Source organism: Gammaproteobacteria bacterium, assembly GCA_019748175.1.
In the GTDB taxonomy this organism is placed as follows: domain Bacteria; phylum Pseudomonadota; class Gammaproteobacteria; order JAIEPX01; family JAIEPX01; genus JAIEPX01.
The window spans coordinates 66020-89920 of record JAIEPX010000007.1; the positions used below are offsets into that span (position 1 = coordinate 66020).

A 23901-nucleotide genomic window follows, 5' to 3' on the forward strand; every position below is an offset into this window, starting at 1 on the left:
CGTTACGCGTAAGGGGGCGCAACTTAGTTCGAATCCTTGTTATTGACCAAATCGAGATAATCGTTAAACTTAACTATTCTTTGGACAAACATTTTAAGGGTAATCAGGTTGGAGCAATCACTGGACATTGAAGATCAACTGCTGAGTATTACACGGCAACTTCTCGTTGATCTTGAGCATCAACGAGCCCTCAATATTGTCTCAATGTCAGCTGACTTACAGAGAGAATTAGGAATAGGGAGCGTAGAAAAGGCTGAGCTATTACATCGTACCGAGCAAGCGTTCAATATTACACTACCAGAAATATTGCTCACCGAGGCAGTATCTCTTCAAGACCTTGCCGTAGCTATCAAAAAAGCTAATCCCTCACTAAAGCCATCTACCGGAGCGCATGTTCCTCATCTTAAAGCCAGCGTGATCAATCCTCAATCGGCTACAACTTTGGTTGACTTACTTTATCAATATGGCACACAAGAACCCAATCGACCTCACATCTATCTTCACGATAGTCACGGCGAAGAGAGCATCATCTCTTACGGAAAATTATTGGAATCGGCCACGGCTGTTGCACAAGGTTTAATGCATCGTGGATTATCTCCTCAGCAAACCGTCGCCATAATGCTGCCAACTTCCTCCGATTTTTTCAGTGCATTTTTTGGCATCTTATTAGCCGGTGGAATACCCGTCCCAATTTACCCACCATTTAGAGCAAACCTCATAGAAGAATACATTAAACATGAAACTAAAATTCTTACTAATGCAATGGCTCATACATTAATTACATTTCCGACTGTTTCCACACTATCGAATGTTTTACGCCAATATGTAACCTGCTTAAATGACGTGACAACAGTATCTGAACTTTCTACGAATCAAGATCTATTGCCATTACCCAGTTTAAATAATCAGCAACTTGCTCTTATTCAATATACTTCAGGCAGCACCGGCGACCCTAAAGGTGTACAACTCACTCATGCTAATTTGTTGAACAACATTCGCTGCATTGGAAAAGTCCTTAATATTCAGCCCACTGATGTAGTAGTCAGTTGGCTACCTCTTTATCACGATATGGGACTCATAGGAACCTGGTTAGGAAGTTTATACTACGGTGTTCCAATCACAATTATGTCTCCCATCACTTTTTTAACGCATCCGGAAAAATGGTTGTGGGCCATTCACTATCATCGCGCCACAATTTCCGCCGCACCAAATTTTGCATATGAACTTTGTCTCAGCAAAATTAACGAAAAAAAATTAGCGGGACTTGATTTAAGTTCTTGGCGATTTGCCTTTAATGGTGCCGAGGCAATTTATCCACGAACGATTGAACGATTTATCAAAAAATTTACTCCCTATGGTTTTAAAGCTACTTCTCTCGCCCCTGTTTATGGACTTGCTGAAAATTCCGTGGCACTTACCATTCCTGATTTAGGCAAAGAACCAAAAATCGACCGAGTCGATCGTGTCACCATGGATGAAACAAATATCGCAAAACCAGCACTTTCTAACACAAAAAAATTCCATGAATTTGTTTCATGTGGAAAACCCATTCCTGATCATAAAATTCGAATTGTTGATGACACCGACATTGAATTACCTGAACGCAATGTAGGTCACTTACAATTTCAAGGCCCTTCAGCGATGCAAGGTTATTTTCAGAATCTCACCGCAACTGAAGCTGCTTTTCATAACGGGTGGTGGTCCACTGGCGATCTTGGTTATATTGCGGATGGCAATCTTTACATAACTGGTCGAGCTAAAGACCTTATTATTAAATCAGGCCGTAATATTTATCCTCAAGAAGTTGAAGATATTGTTGAACAAGTGCCGGGCGTACGAAAAGGTCGAGTGATAGCATTTGGTACCGCAGACAAACGTAAGGGCACTGAAAAATTAATTATTGTCGCAGAAACACACGAAAAAAATAAAGAAACCCAAGACAGTATTCAAGCCGCCATCATAGAACGTGTCGCAATAACAATTGGAATTCCGCCAGACGAAGTCATTACTGCTCCTCCTGAAACAATATCAAAAACATCGAGCGGAAAATTACAACGAAACGCGTGCAAAAAAGCCTATGAGCAGGGCCGACTTATTCACAAACATACCCCAATAGTCATGCAAATGAGCAAACTATTCGTCGTTATCGCCGTAAAAAAATGTCTTGGGTATTTAACAACTGTTGCCAAGCTGATTTATACTACTTATTTAAGTGCCGTCATGGCTGTATTTATACCACCACTGTGGTTACTGATCACGATTTTACCCTATAGAGCAAATTCTTTAGCCATAAAATATTGGGCAAAATTAATTTTTTTACTCTTAGGATGTCCTATCAAAGTTGATGGCAAGAAATTTTTAAAACAAAACCAAGCCATGATTTATGTCTCTAACCATGCAAGTTATGTAGATTCACTGCTACTCATCGCAGCATTACCTGCTGGCGTACGATTTGTTGGTAAGAAAGAAATACTCAGCGCATCATTGTTGCGCTCATTTGTTAAACATTTACGTTATCTAACCGTTGATCGACTTGATTTTGTTAATAGCCTTCAAGATATGGGACATATCAAAAGTGCCCTGGATGAAAAAAATTCCATCTTAATATTTCCCGAAGGAACATTCTCCTCTTCAATTGGATTGTTACCCTTTAAATTAGGCGCATTTAAACTCGCAGCCGAGACCCAAATTCCTCTTTGCCCGATTGCACTTCGCGGCACTCGAACTATGCTGACTGGAAGCAATAAATTGTTTTCACCTTCATTTCTTCGCATCTGGGTTGGTGAACCCATTATGCCTGAAAGCGAAGAATTTAATGAAGCCATTCGACTGAGAACCATAATAAAACAACAAATTAGTGAACACTGCGGCGAAGGAACTCTTCATTTAGTTCGTGCTGGTGTACAATCTTAACCTGGATATAGAAACCATTTTGAGGAAATGACAATGATTGATAAAGCCATACCGTTTTTTATTTGCTCATTGCTTATGATGCCTTCTTTTGCTTATCCAAAACCCAAGAATACGAATACCCATCCTTTATTAATTGGCTATTATCAAAACTTCAAAAACCCCGCATCATCAATTCGTCTTACTGATGTTCCAAGAGGATATTCTATAGTAAATATTGCTTTTGCTACAGTAAATACAAATGGAACCGTGGTCTTTAATTTACAAGCCCCTGCGTATAAAGGGATAGTGAACAGCCTTGATGCGTTCAAAGAAGATATTCAAACCCTCCAAAATAGAGGGATCAAAGTTATACTGTCCATTGGTGGCGGTAGCTCGAACTCATCTTTACACGTTGATAACGAAAAGAAAGCAAATGAATTTGTACAATCACTTGAAAAAATCATTGATGACTATGGATTCAATGGCATCGATTATGACCTCGAAAGCAAAATAAACAGCCTAGAATCAACTTATCTTCTCAATGTCACCCAAAAATTACACGATGATTACCAGAACAAAGGTGATCCATTATTATTTACTGTTGCCCCAGACGCCGTTGACGTACATTGGCAAACTTCTCAAGGTAAATACGACCGAGTTATTAACTCGGGTTTAATTAATTTAGTATCGGTACAATTATATAATACGACGTGTAAACGAAGTTATAAAGCAAATAGTCCATGCTATGAACCTGGCACTCAAGATTTTATTGTTTCACAAGCTGATAGCACTATTCAATCTTGGAAGAAAAGAGGCATAACAGATCCAGACTCAAAATATGTCATCGGACTACCTGCAACAAAACGAGCAGCAAATCGCGGTTATGCAGACCCAACAGTTATCAAAAAAGCACTAGCCTGCCTAAAAAACGGTGAAGAATGTGCTAAATATACACCGTCAACTACATACCCTAATCTTGGAGGTGTGATGACATGGAGCATTAACTGGGATGCAAAAGATGACTATTTGTTCGTTGATACTCTGCTTGAATAAGCAATTATTCTGTAACCGTTATTTCAATCTTACACGAGGATCGACGAGCACATAGGAAATGTCGGTGAGCACCAATCCCAGAATGTATAATACTGTTCCTAAAAAAACCATCACTCTAACGATATCAAAATCTTGCATCCTAATTGCATCAATAGTATAGCTTCCTAAGCCAGGAATCCCAAAAAAAGATTCTAAAATTAAACTTCCCATAAATAACAATGGCAAAATTGCAACAATTCCAGTCAGGATGGGTAACATAGCATTTTTTAAAATGTGGGTGAACAACACTTTTTGTTCTGAAAGCCCTTTGGCCCGTGCAGTTCTTACATATTCCTTGTTGATCTCTTCTAAAAATATTGTTCTATACCATCGAGCGCCCGCACCAACACCGCTCACGACGCCAATAATAACAGGCAAAATTAGAAATTTAAAAGCGTCAAAACCGGTTTCATAACCAGAAATCGGCACTAATCTAAGCAGCTTTGCAATAATAAATTGTCCTCCCATTATATAAAACAATGACGAAATGGACATTAATATTACACATACCGCAACCCCCGTATAATCCACATACGTCCCACGAAAAAACGCCATTAGCATAGCCACTGTGATATCAAAAAATAATCCTACAATTAATGAGGGAATGGCAACTGCCAATGATGGCCACATTCTTTGGTAAATATCATTACTGATATCACGACCGCTATCTGAGATGCCAAACTTAAATGTAAATAAATCAAGTGATTTAGTTGTAAACAACGTATCTCTAAACTTTGAAAATCCATTTTTATCTGCATGATAGAAAAGAGGTTTATCATATCCTTCGTTTTTTTTCCAAGCACTGATTTCAACTTGAGTGACATGTTTATTTCCTAAATGCATTCTGGCAATATCATCGGGAGAATTAACAATAAAAAACAATAAGAACGTTAAGGTATTAACACCAATCAAAATGGGTATTGCATATAAAATACGACGAATGATGTAGGTCCACATTAGCGCTTTACCTTTTTAATGGAGGTGTGCTCTCGACGGATATAGCTAATTATAACGGGTATAAACAACACAAGGAATAATCCTATGATCACCATAATAGGCCAAATACGGGGGTGATTCCATTTCGAGATTAATTTTGCCCTCAAAGAAGGATTTAGATCAACAAATTTCAATGTATTATTGGCGATAACGTTTATTTTAACAGGCGACATCCACTGATGATTCAATACATAATCCTTAGGGAAAACCCCGAAGACCCATGGAGCATCTTGGCGCACTATGTCAATCATTTTCTGTATAATGGCGGCTCTTTCATCAGAATTTTCCATGTTTTTCATTTTATCAAACAATTGATCGAATTCAGAATTAGTATAATTTGCCGCATTCTCTCCCCCATATTTTACTTTTCCGTTAGGGCCATACAGCAAGAAAAGAAAATTTTCTGGATCAGGATAGTCAGCATTCCAACCCCACATAAAAATCTGCTCAGCACCTGTTCTCATGTTTTCTTGAAATCGATTGTATTCGGTACTGCGGATGTTGAGCTCAATGTTTAATTTGGCGAATTGTTTTCTCAGCCAATCAAATCGGGCTTTATCGTCGGGCCCGCTCGATGAAGGCACATCGTAATTTAGCAGTAATGGTTGCCCTGAGCGTTCATCTCGTCCATTCGGGTATCCTGCTTCACTCAATAATTGTTTAGCCTGCACTAACGATAAATGTGTCACAGCATTTTTATCATCCACATAACCAAAAATTCCTGGAGGAATTGGCCCTTGAGCAGCTAACCCACGACCATTATCAAATATGGCAATATATTCGTTGAAATCGATCGCTGCTGAAATAGCCTGCCTCAATTTCTTACTTTTCTCACTGGTACCACCCACTATAGGATCCAACATATTAAAACCCATATAAAAAATACTCGGGCTGACGACTGTTTCTAATCGAATCCCATGATCTTTTAATTCGGGCGTCAAATCGGGCACACCATTTTCATCAACTCGTATCGCCTGATCAAAACTATCTGAACCTATTGCTGAACTATCATAAAAACCTTGTAGGAATTTATTCCAACGTGGAATCGATTCTTTCTCGAGTGTATAAACAAATTTTTTAACAAGCGGCAGTTTTTTCCCAGCATTGACTAAATAGCCCTTTGCAATATCACTAGAATCATCACTAACCCCCGGAAAATAATCACGTTGATAAAATGGATTCTCACGTAACACCATACGCTGATTAGGATTATTTTCTGATAAATAATAAGGCCCGGTACCCACAGGAAACCATGCTAATGTTAAATTATGCTCACTCAGTCCTGGTTGCGAATAAAATCTATCAACCTCCCACGGGACCGGTGAAAAAAATGGCATAGCAAGCCAATAACTAAATTGAGGATATTTTCCTTTTAATGTAATTTGAAAACGGTACGCATCAATTTTCTTCACGCCTGATATTTCGAGATCTCGCAAATCAATTGCACTCTTTTTCTTCATCATCTCCAATATAGCGTCGTGAAATTCTTTCATACCTACAATATATTGTGACATTACTCCGTAAATGGGCGAGGAAACCCGAGGATCAGCAAGTCTTTTTATTTCATAAATATAATCGTCAGAAACTAATTCGCGAGTACCGTTAACGGAAAAATCACTCAACTCATCTATTGATTCAAGTACATCCTCATTCATTTGATGATAATTAAACTGACCATTTTCTTGACGAACAAAGGCGGGATGCGGATGATAATAAATTTTTGGCTTTATTGTAATATCATATCGACTGAAAACAACTCCATTTTCATTCACAATATCAACCTTTGGAAGTGAGGCTGCAGTTAATGGTTCCAACGTATAAGGACGCTTAAGGTAATTATACTGAAGAAGTGGTTCATATATTTGCGCAGTGAATCGGACCTCATCTGCCGAATAGGATTTGGCAGGATCCAGTGTTTTAGGGGGTTCAGAAAAAGAACTGTATCCGATCTTTTCATCCATGGCATCAGATTCGTGTGGATTATTCCATACTTGATCACATCCGATCATTCCTAAAATAAGGAATGATACTGCCAACAATTTTTTGTAATGCTTAATCCGTAAGCTCATAAAATCCATTCGTGAAGGATGTATTGATACAATGAAAGGATAACAGAGTGTTAGGTCAATTCACAAATACTGTTTGTTAACCATTATAATGAACAACTTGAGCCAGCTGCAGACCCTGACGGGCCATCATCTTTCGGCCCCCTACCCTTCCGTTGAAAAAAATTTGATATTTTAACTGGCAAGGAAGTTCTACGCGGATTTTTTTTTGACTCGGGCAACTCTTTGCTTCGAGGTTGATTTTTTTCAATGCGTATGGGTGACGACGGAGGAGTTGGAGTATGAGACTTAATCATTGAACTTCTTTTATACGAGCTATTCCTGAATTCATATGAACTTTTTTGAACTCGCCGATCCTGCTCGATCGAATCCACTTCTTTCGTTAAATCGTATTTAGCAGACATACCCTGATCTTGTTTTATTGGACTGATCGGTGTTTCTCTGGGTGAAAAGGGCACCGGCACTTTATGATGAGTATCAGAACTGAGCTCTTCTTGTCTTAACCGAGGCATTGAAATGGTAACTTTGGGTGTTTTACGTTCTTCATCACATGGCTCACACAAAAATGAAATTAATGGAGTTAACCACTCTTTTTCTTCCTTACCCTTAAATTCCACATTATCTTTTAGTTCATCTCGAACCGCCACTTTAAAGATCTCGATAATTTGTGGCAACCACTCATTCTCTAAATTTTTTTTAAATTCCGAACCTTCTTGTAGTATTTCGCTCAAAGCTTCTTGAACCATCTCTCTAAATTCAGAATAATCACTTAACACCGTCCTACAAATCATTTTCTTTACAAGTTTTTGTGTATCTATGACCCGCCCAGTATCTTTCGATGAATTTCTTTGAGTTTCAGCCTTAATATCATAGAGAATCGAATCTAAAAAACGAATAAATATTTGATGACTAGAATTTCCTCGATCAATTTTTAGAGAAATGACATCACACAATTCTGAAAAGGTATTAAATTTGCTTGCAGGGCCTTCTTGAGCCCCCTTGGATTCCATATGAACTTCCATGATACCCCCCCATTTATCCTAAAACATACAATCCTCAGCAAGTACATAATATCCCTGGCCAGGCCCCAAATCTAGAGAGCTTCTACCCTATCCACTGTAATTTATTACCTATATAGTGACGGCGTCGCGTCTTGAGCTGTGAGAGGTTCGGCCAATTCGTTATTATAATATTGCGAGCAATTTTTCATTATTATGCAGTATCATTGTTTATTGGCAGTAAGCTTTACTCTGAAACAGAGTTTTTGATCATAAATGAGCAATAGGGCAAGAATAGTAAACTGAGCTCTCTTCCTATATGGCGGAAGTAGTAGAATGACTTTAGGCTCCCCACTCAAAGGCGGGCATGCACACCACCATTCAAACACACTCCCTAACGTCTATTGCATTATAGTTCAGGTACAATATCCTCGTCCTACATGCTCACCTTAAGTATAGCACATCTTTTCAATATTTCCTAAGTATGAACATTTAAATAGTATATATATAACAATCAAGCAATAAAATCTTATTAAATGGCTTTATATGCATGAACCTATTTAAAGCTCTTTTTTATCAGCTAGCTTTGATATAGTAACGTGATGACAACACTAAACAACATTATCCATGTCGCCATCGCAACACCCCTGCGACAACATTTTGATTACTTGCCACCTGAAAATGTTGATTTGACTCATCTGCAAGCCGGCACCCGAGTGTTGGTGCCCTTCGGCAGGCAAAATAAAGTGGGCATTGTTATCGGTATTGATGATCATTGCGATTTTCCCAGAGAGAAACTGAAACCTATCACAAAAATTCTTGATGATGAGCCTCTATTGGATGCTTCGATCATTGCCTTATGCGAATGGGCGAGTCGTTATTACCAACATCCATTGGGCGAAGTTCTGCATTCCGCTCTACCAACAATGGCGCGTAAAACCAACTCGCTCACGCAGTGCTCACATGATCATTTTTGCGCAAACACTCTAGAGGAACTTCCTAAACTGACAGTACGTCAACGCGCACTCCACGACACCTTATTAAAAACACCGGGTTTAACAGGCTCTCAATTAAAACAGCTTGGCTTTAGCCAAACAATTTTACGCACAGCTTTAGAAAAAAATATTATCTTCCCATCAATGAACCCCAGCTCGGATAATTCTACCAATATTATTTCTAATCAAAGCAAACTTGAATTAAATCTTGAACAACAAAAAGCTGTAGAGGCAATTAATAAACAAAATAATTTTGAATGTTTTCTGCTTAATGGTGTAACTGGTAGTGGTAAAACGGAAATTTATTTACGTACAATCGAACAACGATTAATGCAAGGAAAACAAGCCATCGTCTTAGTCCCTGAGATAGGACTCACCCCTCAAACAATCGAACGATTCACTTCAAAATTTAATGTTCCTATTGCCGTTTTGCATTCGCGGCTTTCTGAAAACGAACGATTGTCAGCTTGGCTCGATGCACAATCTGGCCGAGCTAAAATTATTATTGGGACACGATCTGCCATTTTAACACCAGCGCCAAATTTGGGAATTATTATTCTCGACGAAGAACATGATATTTCATTCAAACAACAATCACGATTTCGATATTCTGCGCGAGACCTTGCTGTAATGCGTTGTAAATTTTTAAATATCCCCATTATTATGGGAAGTGCAACACCCTCCTTAGAAAGCATCTATAACGTTAATCAAAAACGCTTTACCGAACTTAGACTTCCACAACGCGTGGGCAATGCATCAGAACTTCAATATAAAGTCATCGATTTGCGACACACCAAATTACAAAGCGGCTTATCACAAGAATTAATCGAAAGTATAAAGCAGCATTTGAATGCTGATAACCAAGTGCTGCTCTTTTTAAATCGTCGAGGTTATGCTCCTTTGATTTTATGTCATTCCTGCGGATGGACTGCTGATTGCCCACACTGCGACGCCAAATTAACATTTCATCAACAAAAAAATCAGTTATCCTGTCATCATTGCGGAACACAAAGACCACGCTACTCAACCTGTTTACAATGCAAGAGCGATCAATTAATCACTTTAGGATTAGGCACTGAGCGATTGGAACAGCAATTAAATAAATTATTTCCCAATATCGACATTATTCGGATTGATCAAGATACTACACGGGGAAAAAATTCATTACCTGATTTTTTAGAAAAAATAAAAAATGGCAAAAAACAAATTCTTATAGGAACACAAATGCTAGCAAAGGGCCATCATTTTCCCAATGTTACATTAGTGGGGCTCATTGATGTTGATAATGCTTTATTTTGCAGTGATTTTCGAGCCGTTGAAAGACTTGGACAATTAATTGTACAAGTTTCAGGTCGTGCAGGACGCGAAGATAAAAGAGGAACTGTTATTATTCAATCTCATAATCCTACACACCCTTTACTCACCCAATTACTGACTCAAGGCTACCAATATTTTGCAGAAAATTTATTGCAAGAACGCCGCGCCGTCAATTTACCTCCTTTTACTTATCTTGCTGTACTTCATGCTGAAAGCACAAAACCGCATCAGCTCAACGATTTTTTAACACAAGCTCGAGATGAAGGTTTATTAATCTCGGCTAACAGCCCGATCAAATTAATAGGCCCACTGCCTGCTCCAATGAATCGCAAGGCAGGGCGTCATCGTTGTCAATTAATTATTCAAGCTGATCAACGACAAACATTGCAACAGTGGCTAACAACTTGGATTCAAAAACTATCTGCGAATAAATCAGGACAACGAATTAGATGGGTTGTTGATGTCGATCCTGTTGATATGTCTTAGCATCTCTCAGTTAAAGATTTCGATATTGAATTTCAGCACATAAAAAAAAGGGCCTCATTTTAGGCCCTTTACATTAAATGCGTTCTCGGTCTTTTTCGCGATCACGATCGCGCTCGCGCGTTTCTAATCTTTCTCGTGCAATTTTAGCTTGAATTTCAGCCATATATTGATTTTTTAAATTGACATAATTTTGTGCGCTGTATTGAATAAATTGGCGATCTTCGTCGGTAAGTGCGCGTGCTTGTGCTGCTGGCGACCCCATATACACAAAGCCACTTTTTAATACCGTATTTGATGGAACTAAACTACCTGCACCAACGATTACATCGGATTCAATAACGGCACCATCCATGATAATCGCCCCAATTCCAATCAAACAGCGATCTTGAATCGTACAACCGTGCAGAATAGCACCATGCCCGACTGTAACTTCATTACCGATATTCACTTTATGACCATTGCTATTAAATGGACTAGCGTGAGTAATATGCAGAATCGCACCATCTTGAATATTGGTAGAATTTCCAATCCGAATGGAATGCAAATCACCACGCAACACTGCCATTGGCCATACAGAGCTGTCTTCCCCAATCTCGACATCTCCAACTAACAACGCGCTATGATCTACATAAGCTCCCATTGCTACATAGGGTTGTTTTGAATCGTAAATTCGCAAACTCATATTCACTCCTTTTTGAGTTAACAATTATTCTTAATCTAACCATAATGGTTTAAGCCACCCGCTCAACGTGATTTATACTTGGATTTTCAATGTATTACAACACGAAATTATCGGTAACTACTGTTATCGACCATACATCCTGTTAATAAAGAGGAAAAAAATGCTAAAACATGCCCGCTATCTTTATAACATATTGATTTTAAAGCATTTTTTGTAGGCAACCGGCGCACCTAGATAACTGGTTCTCTGGTCAGATCCGAAAAGTGTAGTATACTATCAATTTCAACCCAAATGTTAGGATCACCGCCATGCTTGATAGCCAATTATCCTCGTCCGTAGACAACTCTACTCTCCCGTCATTTTCTACAATTAATGCTGCAGAAATTGTACCTACAGTTGAACGACTTATCATAGAAAATAAAAAAACGATTACTTCACTGCTTCAGCAATCGAGTGAGTATACCTGGGAAAATTTAATTTCGCCGATTGAAGAAATTGAAGATGAGTTTCACCGATACTGGTCACGCATAAATCATTGCCACCATGTTGTTGACACTCCGGAATTACGTGATAGTTACAATGCGTGCTTACCTCTGATCAGCGAATATGGATCTTGGATTTCTCAAAATGAATCCTTATATAACGCTATAAATTCAATATCTCAAAGTGAGCAATATCAGAAATTAAGTATTGCTCAGAAAAAATCTATTGATAATTCGCTGCGGGATTTTCGTTTAGCGGGCGTGCATTTGCCTGTAGACAAAAAAGCCGAATTTGCTGAATTGAATAAAGAATTAAGCCAACTCACAAGTCAGTTTGAACAAAATGTGCTGGACTCTACGCAAGCCTGGACTAAACATATCACCGACGAAAAAGAATTAACTGGATTACCTGAAAGCGCAATGATGGCCTCAAAAGCCTTTGCAAAAGAACATGAACTCGAAGGTTGGCTATTAAACTTACACGCGCCTACTTACATCGCAGTGATGACTTACGCCGACTCACGAGAATTGCGGCAAGAAATGTACACGGCTTATGTTACTCGCGCTTCTGATCAAGCTAAAGCAAGCAACAATCAGCAGTGGGACAATACAAATTTGATGGAAAAACTATTGCTCGTCCGTCACCAACAAGCTCAATTATTGGGATTTCCAAATTATCCCACGTATTCATTAACACCTAAAATGGCTAAAGACCCAGAGATGGTACTGAGTTTTCTCAATGAGCTCACGCAGGCATCTATCAATAAAGCGCGAAAAGAATTTCAGGAATTATCCGAATTTGCTCGCCAACAACATCAGATCAATGAACTGGCCGCATGGGATGTCGGTTATTTCAGTGAAAAATTACAGAAACATCGATATGATATATCGCAAGATGACATCAGACCCTACTTCCCAGTCGACCGAGTTTTATCCGGATTATTTTCGATAGCTCACAAATTATATGGCATTACTATTAAACCGGTTGAAGATGCAGACACGTGGCATCCCGATGTTCGATGCTTCGCACTCTATGATGAATATCAAAATATTCGCGCATATTTCTACATGGATCTTTATGCCCGAAAAAATAAACGCGGTGGCGCTTGGATGGATCAATGCCAAAATCGTCGCATTACAAAAAATGGAAATTTACAATTACCTATAGCTTATTTAGTATGCAATTTGAATTCTCCTGTCGAAGATCGTCCAGCACTTTTTAACCATGATGAAGTCATCACAATTTTTCACGAATTTGGCCATGGATTACACCATATGTTATCGCAGATTGATGTCCCAGAGGTATCAGGATGCAATGGAGTACCTTGGGATGCAGTCGAATTACCGAGTCAATTTATGGAGAATTGGTGCTGGGAAAGAGAAGGCTTAGATTTATTGACGCAACATTACAAGACACATGAACCTTTACCAGAACAATTGTATCAAAAACTTATCGCTGCAAAGAATTTCCAATCCGCAATGCAAATGGTTCGACAGTTGGAATTCGCGTTATTTGATTTTCGGATGTATCTCGAATTTGATCCAAGCCGAAAAAATCAAATTCAGGAAATTCTTGATGACGTCCGTTCTAAAATCACTGTCGTTCCAATTCCAAAATTCAACCGCTTTCAACACGGGTTTACACACATCTTTTCAGGTGGATACTCAGCAGGCTATTACAGCTACAAATGGGCTGAAGTACTTTCGGCTGATGCGTTCAGCAAGTTTGAAGAAGAAGGGATTTTCAATACGGCAACAGGCCGAAAATTTATGCACACCATTCTAGAACAAGGCGGTTCAAAAGATCCGATGGATTTATTTATTGAATTTCGTGGCCGAAAACCCACGATTCAGGCATTATTACGTCATAATGGAATTATTGATTAATTTTAGGAGTTAACATGGACCAAGAAAGTCTTAAAAAGCAATGTGCAGAGGCGGCGATTCAATATGTTCATGATGACACCATCATCGGAGTTGGAACAGGATCAACTGTAAAATATTTTATTGAGGCTCTTGGCAAAATCAAAGGTCGCATAGCAGGTACCGTAGCAAGTTCTGTAGAAACAGAAAAGCAACTGAAATCGCTCGGAATTCCAGTGCTTGATTTAAATGCAGCAAGCCGCATCAGCCTCTATGTTGATGGCGCCGATGAAGCGAATCAATACGGTTATTTAATTAAGGGACGGGGTGGCGCACTGACCCGAGAAAAAATTCTGGCCAATGTCACTGAAAAATTTATTTGTATCATCGATGAAAGTAAATATGTTGATATTTTAGGACGTAATTCACCAGTGCCCCTCGAAGTGATTCCTATGGCACGCAGTTTAGTGGGACGTAAAATTGTTGGACTCAATGGAAACCCGGTTTATCGTGAAAACTACCTCACTGACAATGGCAATATCGTTATCGACGCTTATAACCTTAATATCAGCAAACCTCTAGAGCTTGAAAACGCCCTAAATTGCATCCCAGGGGTGGTTGAAAACGGTCTATTTGCGCACCGTCCAGCCGATATCATCCTTATCGCCCGAGCCAATGGCATCGAGACGATAAAGCCACGTTAGCCTGGGTACCCACAAAAAACTCTCCCATTTGCTATAATGAAAGTAACGCAGTAGCAAGGAGAGTGACATGACAACAGCACAAGTCAGAAAGTTCCTCGATGATAATCAGGTACAATACGTCACTATTAAACATTCACCCGCATTCACAGCACAAGAAGTGGCAGCAAGCGCGCATGTTTCCGGAAAAAATATGGCGAAAACGGTGATCGTAAAACTTAATGGAACAATGGCAATGATAGTTGAGCCAGCTAATCAAAAAATTAATTTCGATCACTTAAAGAAAAGTGTTAGCGTAAACGATATTGCTTTAGCCAGCGAAAGTGAGTTTCAAAATCGTTTTCCGGAGTGTGAACCGGGAGCAATGCCTCCATTCGGGAATTTATATGGAATGGATGTATACATTGCGAAAAGCCTTACATCGGATAATGAAATATTATTTAATTCGGGGAGCCATTCAGAACTTATTAAAATGGCTTATAGAGATTTTGAAAATCTTGTTAAACCCAAAGTGATTACAGACTAAATTAAGGAGATTATTATGTCTATTCCATTAGAAATTACGATTCGAGATATTGATAAAACCGACGCCATAGAACAACGCATTAACGACAAAGCGGAGAAAATGTCGCAGTATTATGATCGGATAGAAAGCGGTAAAGTCATTGTGGAACTAGCTCAAAACCATCAACATCAAGGTAAACTCTACAATGTTACCATCGAAATTAATGTTCCTGGAAAACAACTCGTTGTGAACAAACAACCCAACGAAGATTTGTATGTTTCTATACGTGATTCATTTCAGGCCATGTACCGCATGATCGAAAGTTACGCTCAAAAACAACGCGGCGCGAAAAAAACCCATAATGATATGAAAAGCGGTTCAATCGATCGTGTATTTTCAAATTATGGTTTCATTAAAACACCTGAAGGTCTTGAATATTATTTCCACGAATCTAACGTTCTAAATCCTTCATTCGAAAATCTTAAAATCGGCTCGCTAGTTCATTTCATCGAAGTTCAAGCTGGCGATACTTTGCAAGCTGGGCATGTGAGCGGAAATGGGAAGGTTATTGAAGATATCGATAGAAGCTAAAATCACACCTAAATTATCAGTCGGTTGAGACTTGTCAGCGCGATCTTTCTTGTCTTTTTACATATAAGCTCCTTCCTTAATAAATTTGAAAGGCTAATAGCCCATCAAGGAAAAAATCATTTTACAGTAGAAAAACTTCCCCAAACAACATGTGCTTTCAGTCGGAATATATGCTTTGCAAGGCATGATGGGTGCCTACTTTTATCTGGCATAGTTATTTGGGGCTTTATAACTACAAGACGGTTAAGAAAAATACTAGGTGGAAAGTAAGATGACTCAATGCAGGATTTCTCATGTCGCGACCTAGTCAAATAAAGTCAACATCATTGACATTATTTGACTAGGTCGCCATAGTTACAAAATTACTTATTTAAGGCAGATTAAAATTTTACTCTATGTGAATTAGGAGTGGTGAGTTATGCGAAGACGTTTCTTTCAGTCCGCTATGGACAATGGCGAATTTGGAGATAAGCTTACGAAACAACAAGCCCAACAACCTGACAATCAACGAAATCATAATCCTGCCAACTTAGAAAAAGCTCTAGAGCAGAAACAACTGGATCTCGAAAGTGCTTTTAACACTGTGTATCCTAACCATATCCCTGGCCTACAGTATCAACAAATTCCAGGAGATAGACCCTGTTTATTTACTGTATTAGCCTTTTGTTTGAACCAGAGTGTCGAATTTCTACGAACAGAGGTGGCAACACATATTGAAGACAATATGGAAGTATATCGCGACTCAATTAACCCCAACAAAACACCAGAACAGCATTTAGTAGGTCTCCGAAATGGTCTTGAATGGGCAAATAATTTAGAAATTATGGCGTTAATGAGAATTTTCGAACAACCTATAATAGTGATAGGACCAGATGGACGCATAGGTAATGAATTAGATCGACCAGATTTACTAGGTCTACTTTGCTTCTGCGATCCGATTTTTGTACAGTACAACGACCAAAATTACTTTGGTGCCCTTATTCTTGATGGAACAAAGGAAGCTAAAAAGATTATAAATGATTTGATACAGTCGAGTGGTCTCTCTCTAGATATCTCAATGCTCCCTCTAGACCTGGAACCTATCAACAAAGAAGAAGCTTGTGAGGACAAAAAGATAGATCCCCCTCCACATTTAGATCAGGAACCCTTGAATACAGAAATAAAGGGCGATGCTTTGAATATTAAGAAGTCAGACATTCAATTTTGTATCGGCACTATTCAGAAATTTAAATTCGACCTGGTCATAGTAATAAGGCGGGCTGAAACGCTACTGAGGTCCATCCAGAATGAACTCCTAAACGATTCACAGGTGTTCAACATAGTGAAGTGTTTTATTGACCATTCGGTTAATGAAAGACACCCCGCAGCTAAAGCGTACTTCAATATCCTTAGACTGATTCGAAACGTCAGAACAAAAAATGGCGTGGTGTCAGATGAAGCAGCATTGATTACATTAGCTAAATGGTTAAACTTGTTGAATGATGCCAATGATCTTGATGAAGAAATCTTCAAGCAGATTATTACTTATCGGAATCCTAATGAAATTTTCGTTGACCTGAGTAGTGCCATTAAAGAACTACAAGCGGAGCAACAAGCACAGAAAGAAGAGGCTATAAAGCTGGAAACAAATGCTCAACTTCCCCGTCGAGAACCTATGCTGAGAAGAATTAAGGAGCCGGAGCCGGATCAAGAACAAACACAACAACCTGCGCATCAAATAAAACAGGAACCCGCCAAAAAAGAGCCTACTAATCCGCATAAAAATGATGATGGTTCCTGGCGGAGTTTTCCTACCGAAGATGCTGATCGTGTTCAATACTCCATTGATACTATCGCAAAACAAATACCTAAAATAAATGAACACTATCTTCCACATCACCCTCGCGAGAGTTTATTGTCTGTTTATAAAGCTAGCTTTTGGACCCATTTACTTTATAAATTTGGACCCGATATAACCGAACTTCATTATTTATGGACCGCAGCCATGTTGTTCGGAATTCGTCCTGAAACCGAATTCTTAATAGCAACAAACTCCACTAGTAGAAAAATTTATGGACAGTTTAAGAAAGTGTTTTTGTTCAAGACATCCCCTGAATCTGAATTCACAGAAGGAAGCTCCGTTAGAAGTAAAATTGTTCGAGCGTTTGAGAATGCGTTTATCAAAAGTCCTTGTGATGAATCGTATGAAATGGATAGTTTCAAGCGGTTTACTAAGAATTCATTATACGAAACTAAGTTCAAACAGCACCTGCAAGAGGGGTGGTTATTAAAGAAACAACAAGAAATAGCCCATGAAATTTGGAAAGAACGAATATCATACATCAATGCTAAGATCGATAGTTTGATAGAGCTAAAAAAATCATTTTGGAGCCAGCGAGAGAAAATGAGGTTGGGAAAATTAGCCAGGTCACAAGGTAAGTGGTGTGACGTCAGCCATCCCGAAGAATATCCAAAGTTAGAACGGTTAGGTGTAGCGGTTTCAACATGCATTGAAACAATACTTTTAGCCATAAATGAGTATCGTGTCAGTATTGTCAGTATTATTGATAAAACTAAGTATGATACGTTTAGGAATAAATATTTTTTTCATGGCATCTATGTTGCACTGAGTAAGCTTGAAGAATCTCACGAGCTTCAAGGATTGTTCCCTTCAGAAGAAGACCTGAAAGCAAATGAAAATAATCAGCAAAAATCAAGTCTTAAAGATTTACTAGAAACAAAAGCGCAAACAGAACAAGAAAAAGAAGAAATTAAAAAGGAAAAAGAGTATGAAGACTTTCTCGACCTATTCGGATGGAACTCTAAGCTGTCTGCTACAGAAAAAAAGAAGTGTATTGATCAATTTAATCTTGAATATCAATCACAATTTGAAGGAAAACGACAAACAAAGCAACAAGCACAGCAAAAAGAGCCTACTAATCCCCATAAAAATGATGATGGCTCTTGGCGGAGTTTTCCTACCGAAGATGCTGATCGCGTTCAATATTCCATTGATGTAATTTCTAAATACATCCTTGATAACAGTTTAAGGTTAGCGCGTGCAAGCTGCGGCTGGCTGTTGCAAGGTATCCGTTGCCTCCCTCTGTATTCAATTAGTAGCAGTAGCGACCCTATAGAAATTCGTTATTTGTGGACAGCAGCCATTTTGTTTAACTTTCATCCGAGCATGATAATCTGCGAAGCTAACGAGAGCTCACTTAGCTCTAATATGTTTCGACTTATTAGAAAAAGCGTATATGATCAATCAGATCAAATTGATCAGTATATGAGCAGTAAATCTGGCCAAATATGCTTTACTGCGGCTTCGCTTTATAGCACTAAATTTAAACACCACCTGAGCATGAGCAGCATAGGGGGTAAGCAACTTAGAGAACCTGTCGAAATACATATCAAGCAATATGAAATAGCTGACGTAATATGGAAGCGCAGATTAATGTACTTAAAAACACTTCAAGATGAATATAAATCGAAAAAGGATTCTTATGAGTCCGCCAGTGAAGATCATTGGAACACCGAGCACCCATCAGAATATGTCGAAAATAGATTAGCCGAAACCAGTAAGGATTATGATCATGCCCGTGATTCATTGAATTCGACGTATAATACATTTACACGCATGAAAAAGAGCATGGGCTTTAAAATAAATAATACGGACTTGGCTAAGGAGTGGTACAAGGGCGTGAAATATTTAGAACCTATAATTCGCGACTTAAGAGCCAATGAAAGAGTCTACAATACAATGCTGAATGAAGCAGCTGCAAGAGAGAGGGAAGCAAAGAAAGAAAAAGACAAAGCTGATTACATTATTAAAACTAAGGAAAAACTTCATTCTTTATTTCGCAGAATAGAATCTCCGACGGCTAGAGAGATTAATGCTATGCTAGCTAATGGTGCAGACATTAATTATCAAAATGATCTCGGCGAAACCCCATTGATGCTATCAGTAGATGGTCAACACGATCGCATTGTAGAATATTTATTAAAGTTGGGAGCAGACCCTCTTATTCGTAACAAAAAAGGAGAATTAGCCAGTGATTTAGCTTCCAAAAGTTCACCTATTTATACTCTTCTCAAGGAAAAGGAAAAAGAACTTGAGGGAGCAAAACTACCCGCAGCAGAAAGATATGGTCAGCTGCTGCTTGAACATATTGTCACCTTAGATGCCAATGCTAGACAAATTGAAGAATATCTTGATTTGGGTGCTGATGTTAATTATCAGGACTCAAAAGGCATTTCCGCACTAATGCTAGCTGTAGATAAGCAAAATGAACGGCTTGCTGAATTTTTGCTCAAATGTAACGCTGATCCTTTGTTGAAAAATAATCGCGGTAATACAGCACGAGATCTTGCCTCTAGCAACACAGGCATTTATGCAATATTAAAAGGTTACGAATTTATCTTTGCAACTGCTGCTGTTGACTTAACAACTCTTAGATCTTTACTCGTGGGCGACAAAGCCCTCATAGATTTTCGTTCTCATCAAGGCCACACAGCGCTGTTAATTGCTGTAGAATGTCGTTGTTATGCGCTCGTTGAGTTTTTAATAGCGCAAGACGCTGACTTATCCATTCCTCGCGCGGATGGCCGAGGTGTTTTTGACCTCGTTAATGACAATGACGATGAAATTCATCAATTACTGTCACTTGCTAAGCGTTCTCGTGAAGCGGAGGAAAATGCTTCGCCTCGGACTTCTCAATCTAATCCAAGTAACAACATGTTTAGTTTTTTTGAAGGGACGGATGGAATTCCTGAAGATGAAGAAAGTATCTTGGATGAAACTCTTCAAGACGATCGAACTTACAGTGGACCCAATGACTGATATCAATAATTTATCCATCGAGTTAATGAACGAAGTTAAATCATTAACTCCGAGAGTGCGCCGTATAAAAAATCTGCTTATTAGCGGTGCTGATATCAATTACTCATTGTTAGATAATGGCTATACTCCATTAATGCTAGCAATTGAAGAACAACACTATAGGATAGCAGAATATTTATTACACCAAGGCGCTGATCCACTGCAGAAAAACAATGAGAATAAAATAGCAAGCCAACTGATCTCCTCAGAAGCATTACTTTATCCCATTCTTAAAGATCACGAGCTATTATTCGCGACCATGAATAACAATCTAGATACTGTAAAATCTGTTGTCGATGCCGGAGCGATGATCAATTTTCAAGGCCCTGGGGGTTATACTGCCCTCATGATCGCTGTCGAGCAAGACCAAGAAGAAATGATTGAACTTTTTCTGTCACTTGGAGCAGATATGTCATTGACCTGTACCGATGGCCGAAATGTATTTCAACTAGCAACTAATCTTAAAATAAGATCTTTTCTCGAACATATAAAGACTTTAAGTAATGCAGCGCAATTTATCATCAATAATGGCACCCATTGTTTTTTTAGACCTACCCTTATAAATAAAGGAGCTTTTTATGAATAAAATTAGTTTACTTGAGGCATCAAGAGCACTTTTTTCAGAAATTGAATCTACCTCCCCACAGATCTCAAAAATAAAACATTATCTTTCTGAAGGAGCCGATATTAATTACCAATCTGAAAATGATGGTTACACAGCATTAATGCTGACGGTGGATAAGGATGATGAGCCACTTGTTGCTTATCTTTTACAAGAAGGCGCAAACCCATTAATTCAAAATCATCATCATGAAATCGCCAGTAGCTTGGCTTCAAGTCATTCCACCATCTACCAAATTCTGAAGAATTATGAACTATTATTTGGGGCGCAACAGAATGACATTAATACAGTCAATGCCGCTTTGGATGCTGGTGCAAATATCAATTTTCAGAGGAAAGACGGATATACTGCAATATTAATCGCCGTTGAAAAAAACCTGCTAAAAATGGTTGAACTATTATTGAAGAAAGGCGCTGATATTAATTTAAAAGACAATGTTCATCGAGGTGTTTTTGATCTTGCTACTGAAGACCCCATCTGGGAATTGCTACGGCGTGAACGGCCATTGCCAGATGATGACACACACATAGCTGTTTCGATAGAGGAGCCATTTTCAGTAGCTCAATTAGAAATTTTTCCCATTGAAAAAAACTTCAAACCAGCCCCATCGAAGGAAGAATTTAAAACCCTTGAAGAGCACTATAAGCACTCTATACCACCATCACTTAAAGAAATATTTCTCAATTATAATGGAGGACGACCTAAATTAAATCAAATTCGTAATGATGAATCAAAGTTGATTAGTTTTTTTTATACATTAAATGAACAAATAAACTCCTCTGATAACATATGGAATATTATAAATAATTATTCAGATATTTTAGGGCCTGAAACTTTGCCGTTTGCTAAAGGTTTGTATAATGAGATTTTTTTTCTAAAGTGGGTTGATGGAAAAGAACAAGTTTGGTCTTTCCTGTATGGCGATATCGCATTAGAAACATTCGATGAAGATGAGACTGAAGAATGGGACGGGCATTCAATGCCAACAACAACGTATTTTCTAGCTGATTCAATCGATGATTTTCTGAGAGCTTTGCATTATGCAGACTAAAATCCAGGAACCCGCAATAGTCCAAAATGAAGCTTCTGTTTTAAAGGATGATGAAAAAAAAATAACTACGCTTCCTTATAGTTGTTATTTTGAAGTTCAACTTGATGAAAAAGATTTCGGAAAAAGGAGAGAAGAACACTTTAGAATCTGCAATGAACAACTTGTGATTCAGCTCGTCGAGTTAGAAAAAGATGGTATGCAATTATGCTCTGAAGTTAGTAATGCTTTTTTAATTGATACGATCAGAAAGTGTAAAACACAACCACCAGGAAAAGATTTATTTACATGGGAACATTGTTCAAGCTTAACAGCAAATGGTCGGTTAGGCGTTATGCGTTTAGTATCCGCGAGTCAGCATAAAAAACATAGTAAACATTGGTTGTCTTTGCACCCCGACAAACACGGTCGAGGTGGATATCATGAATGGGCAATACCCGCTGGCGCTCCTGCAAATAATAAATCTCCAATCCCAAAAGATGTTAACATTAAAAAAATAACGCTTGAGCAATTGCCTCAATATTTTGAAATTGCAGTTAGCGCAAACCGTTTTGACCAATTTTCTGAGGTGTTGATACGAGCTAAAGAAATTTGCACCCCCCGCAAACGCGGGATAATGCTGACCCAATGTTACCCTATGGGCAAATCCAAAAAGCTTAACACGCTGTTACACGTCGCAGTAAAAAATGGTTACAAACCTATGATAGAAGAAATATTGGGTTGTGGTGCAAAAATAGAAGATATACTGCTCATTCAGAATTACACCGGTAATACAATAGCACATATTGCTGCTGAGAATAATCGACATAATATTTTGCGAGATTTAAAGGCGTTAGGCGCTGATTTAACGATTAGAAACAAGAGGAAAGAAACGGTAGCAGATATTGTACATACAAGAAAATATACTGCTTGTATACCTGTCTTATTGGCCTCAACCAATCCAGATAATTCGCATAATGAGGAAGGCGGGAAAAAGTGTGTTACACCGCCCGATCGAGATCCGCACTTTGCCTATGGGACTAACAGTAAAAATGGGGCTGCACACCAAAAAAGTGGCGCTCAATCAACTTTTCATGCTCCCGTTAAGAATAGCACACCCCTTAATAGAGCTGCGCCGGTATCAAATAAATCATACGTTGAGACTCTAAAAGATATTATAAAAAAGCGAACTGATTCAACGAAAGCCACTAACTCGAATAATCACAATCAGGCACCCAAAAATACTTTTCAAAAGATCGTCAGAGATAACAAACAAAACGGTACTCTTATTTTACCAGGTAAAACACAAACTAATGCCCTATCAACAATATTTAAATATAAAGAAGCCTTTATTGAAAGCCTAAGTAAACAGAGTCGGCAGAGATTAAAACTCAACCAACAAAAACTACACGAGACACAATCTAGAACCCAGCAAGACGCCAGAAAACAAGCTAAACAACAGAATCAACAACGTGTGCATAAGCAGGTACAACAAACAACGCAACAGACTGCCCATAAACAATCTCAACAACAAACTCAGCAGCAAAATCAGCAACGTGCTCAACAGCACGCTCAACGCGCTCAGCAGCAAAATCTACAACGTGCGCAGCAACAAGCTCAACGCGCTCAGCAGCAAAATCTGCAACATGCTCAGCAACAAGCTCAACGCGCTCAGCAGCAAAATCTACAACGTGCGCAGCAACAAGCTCAACGCGCTCAGCAGCAAAA

Annotated in this window: 15 protein-coding genes; 11 read left to right on the forward strand and 4 right to left on the reverse strand. The window is 38.7% G+C overall.

The window, feature by feature from the left end; all coding sequences use genetic code 11:
• Positions 1–108 precede the first annotated feature (108 nt).
• Together K2X50_03250 and K2X50_03255 are read left to right on the forward strand one after the other, a co-directional pair.
• A complete protein-coding gene (locus K2X50_03250; GenBank protein MBX9586254.1) occupies positions 109–2913 on the forward strand; it encodes an AMP-binding protein in 2805 nt (934 codons plus the stop codon).
• Positions 2914–2946: 33 nt separating this feature from the next.
• Complete coding sequence (locus tag K2X50_03255; protein ID MBX9586255.1) at positions 2947–3945, forward strand: hypothetical protein; 999 nt, start codon at positions 2947–2949, stop codon at positions 3943–3945.
• An 18-nt stretch (positions 3946–3963) separates the two neighbouring features.
• Here the strand turns inward: K2X50_03255 and K2X50_03260 are convergent, their stop codons facing one another.
• The 3 genes from K2X50_03260 to K2X50_03270 form a co-directional block, all read right to left on the reverse strand.
• Entirely contained in the window at positions 3964–4941 is a 978-nt protein-coding gene (locus tag K2X50_03260) for an ABC transporter permease (GenBank protein MBX9586256.1), read from the reverse strand.
• On the reverse strand, positions 4941–6989 hold the full coding sequence (locus K2X50_03265) for an ABC transporter substrate-binding protein (GenBank protein MBX9586257.1): 2049 nt from the start codon (positions 6987–6989) through the stop codon (positions 4941–4943). The genes K2X50_03260 and K2X50_03265 overlap by 1 nt, the downstream gene beginning before the upstream one ends.
• A gap of 143 nt (positions 6990–7132) precedes the next feature.
• Positions 7133–8068, reverse strand: a complete 936-nt coding sequence (locus K2X50_03270) for a hypothetical protein (GenBank protein MBX9586258.1) — start codon at positions 8066–8068, stop codon at positions 7133–7135.
• A 578-nt stretch (positions 8069–8646) separates the two neighbouring features.
• Here K2X50_03270 and priA point away from each other — a divergent pair.
• Positions 8647–10842, forward strand: coding sequence for a primosomal protein N' (gene priA, locus K2X50_03275; GenBank protein MBX9586259.1), 2196 nt, complete (start codon positions 8647–8649; stop codon positions 10840–10842).
• A gap of 73 nt (positions 10843–10915) precedes the next feature.
• Here the strand turns inward: priA and K2X50_03280 are convergent, their stop codons facing one another.
• Positions 10916–11524, reverse strand: coding sequence for a gamma carbonic anhydrase family protein (locus K2X50_03280; protein ID MBX9586260.1), 609 nt, complete (start codon positions 11522–11524; stop codon positions 10916–10918).
• Between the two features lie 308 nt (positions 11525–11832).
• Here K2X50_03280 and prlC point away from each other — a divergent pair, with 308 nt between their 5' ends.
• The 8 genes from prlC to K2X50_03320 all read left to right on the forward strand — a co-directional run.
• Positions 11833–13893: an oligopeptidase A gene (gene prlC, locus K2X50_03285; protein MBX9586261.1), complete on the forward strand. Its 2061-nt coding sequence runs from the start codon at positions 11833–11835 to the stop codon at positions 13891–13893.
• Between the two features lie 14 nt (positions 13894–13907).
• Complete coding sequence (gene rpiA, locus K2X50_03290) at positions 13908–14573, forward strand: ribose-5-phosphate isomerase RpiA (GenBank protein ID MBX9586262.1); 666 nt, start codon at positions 13908–13910, stop codon at positions 14571–14573.
• Positions 14574–14640: 67 nt separating this feature from the next.
• Positions 14641–15096, forward strand: coding sequence for a YbaK/EbsC family protein (locus K2X50_03295; GenBank protein MBX9586263.1), 456 nt, complete (start codon positions 14641–14643; stop codon positions 15094–15096).
• 15 nt (positions 15097–15111) lie between these two features.
• Entirely contained in the window at positions 15112–15666 is a 555-nt protein-coding gene (locus K2X50_03300; GenBank protein MBX9586264.1) for an HPF/RaiA family ribosome-associated protein, read from the forward strand.
• 418 nt (positions 15667–16084) lie between these two features.
• On the forward strand, positions 16085–20485 hold the full coding sequence (locus tag K2X50_03305) for a hypothetical protein (GenBank protein ID MBX9586265.1): 4401 nt from the start codon (positions 16085–16087) through the stop codon (positions 20483–20485).
• Positions 20421–21110, forward strand: coding sequence for an ankyrin repeat domain-containing protein (locus K2X50_03310; protein MBX9586266.1), 690 nt, complete (start codon positions 20421–20423; stop codon positions 21108–21110). Before K2X50_03305 ends, K2X50_03310 begins: the two co-directional genes overlap by 65 nt.
• Positions 21103–22197: an SMI1/KNR4 family protein gene (locus tag K2X50_03315; protein MBX9586267.1), complete on the forward strand. Its 1095-nt coding sequence runs from the start codon at positions 21103–21105 to the stop codon at positions 22195–22197. The genes K2X50_03310 and K2X50_03315 overlap by 8 nt, the downstream gene beginning before the upstream one ends.
• Positions 22187–23901 (forward strand): ankyrin repeat domain-containing protein (locus tag K2X50_03320; GenBank protein ID MBX9586268.1); only part of this gene is annotated, 1715 nt, incomplete at its 3' end. The genes K2X50_03315 and K2X50_03320, both read left to right, overlap by 11 nt.